Origin of the sequence: uncultured Shimia sp. (assembly GCF_947493595.1) — a bacterium.
Taxonomy (GTDB): Bacteria; Pseudomonadota; Alphaproteobacteria; order Rhodobacterales; family Rhodobacteraceae; genus Shimia.
Genome location: NZ_CANLRL010000020.1, coordinates 1 through 404 on the forward strand (window position 1 = coordinate 1; position 404 = coordinate 404).

Below are 404 nucleotides of genomic sequence, written 5' to 3' on the forward strand. Positions count from 1 at the left end.
GGCGATCACGAGCGCTTTGAGAAGACCTACTTCAGCGACTACAAAAACTACTACTTTGCTGGCGACGGCTGCCGCCGCGATGCGGATGGCGACTACTGGATCACCGGCCGTGTGGATGATGTGATCAACGTGTCCGGTCACCGCATGGGCACCGCTGAAGTCGAAAGCGCACTGGTGGCGCATGCTGCCGTGGCCGAAGCTGCTGTGGTGGGCTATCCACATGACATCAAAGGTCAAGGCATCTACTGCTACGTCACCCTGATGAACGATCAGGAGCCGTCTGACGAGCTCAAGAAAGAGCTGCGTACCTGGGTGCGCACCGAGATCGGCCCCATTGCCAGCCCGGATTTGATCCAATGGGCGCCTGGCCTGCCCAAAACCCGCTCCGGCAAAATCATGCGCCG

1 pseudogene is annotated in these 404 nt (G+C 59.7%); it reads left to right on the plus strand.

From position 1 onward, the window contains the following. A pseudogene (locus tag Q0955_RS20840) lies at nt 1–404 on the plus strand (acetyl-coenzyme A synthetase); the annotation flags it as partial.